Below are 836 nucleotides of genomic sequence, written 5' to 3'. Positions count from 1 at the left end.
ATTATTTGTTGATCACATGGAGGATTGGAGTGCCAACTTTTATTGATTTTTTCTATTATCTGTTTCATTATAATTTTATATGACACTAATGTTTGGCAGCGTTCCGCTTATTCAGTCGGCTTGCTGTTTGTTAGCAATCGTTTAAGAAAGCAACATGAAATGCCATTCTTTTGGATAATCTTTATTTATCATATTGAACAGCAACTTTACATTATTGGAATGCTGTTTTGTCAATATGGAGTATATATATTCATGACAGGCGCAGCAGGCTCGTTCTTTATTAGAGGCAACACAATGAAAAGAATCATCTGTATTTTCCTCTACACAAAACCAGTTCCATCCATAGTGCTTTTGGATAGTGTTTCCTAACAGGGAACCTAACTCATAAGCTCTATCAGTAATTTCCTCGTCATCTGAACTTTCAAAATTATTGAGATAGTTCTTTATGCCATCAAGGATGACAGAGGATTCAGCACTTTCCTGCAAGCCAATAAGGACTAAGCCTTTAGCTGCAAGCTGATCTATTTCAATTCGTTCGTCCTCGTTAATTGGACGGTATTCTTTAATTTCACTCATTGTTTTATATTTATTTCGTTGATTGCTAATGTTTGTCAGCGTTCTGCTTTAAGCGGTAGTGCTGTTTGTTAGTGATTCATTTATGTTCTCAATTTCCATATCAAGAAAGGTTACATACCATTCTATAAATGATATTCTTTGCCCATCTTTTAATTTCGGTACAAGTCCACTATAATCAGCTCGTCCATCAAACCAAATATGTCCTTTTTCATTTCCATTCACCACCAATAGAAATGTACATCCATGTCCGAAATGACTTA

1 protein-coding gene and 1 pseudogene are annotated in these 836 nt (G+C 34.9%); both read right to left on the bottom strand.

Translation table 11 applies throughout. The annotated features are described in order from the left end of the window. Window positions 1-141 precede the first annotated feature (141 nt). Complete coding sequence (locus DW082_RS14160) at window positions 142-576, bottom strand: hypothetical protein (RefSeq protein ID WP_008620114.1); 435 nt, start codon at window positions 574-576, stop codon at window positions 142-144. Window positions 577-624: 48 nt separating this feature from the next. Continuing rightward, window positions 625-836 (bottom strand): annotated as a pseudogene (locus DW082_RS14755) (SMI1/KNR4 family protein); the annotation flags it as partial.

Source organism: Alistipes sp. AF48-12, from assembly GCF_003477565.1.
In the GTDB taxonomy this organism is placed as follows: Bacteria; Bacteroidota; Bacteroidia; order Bacteroidales; family Rikenellaceae; genus Alistipes_A; species Alistipes_A hominis.
The sequence above is the reverse complement of the archived record's forward strand: the minus strand, read 5'-3'. Positions and strand labels throughout refer to the sequence as shown.

Coding starts and splice junctions, on each gene's coding strand:
- DW082_RS14160 (WP_008620114.1), bottom strand. CDS start 576: ATGAGTGAAATTAAAGAATACCGTCCAATTAACGAGGACGAACGAATT.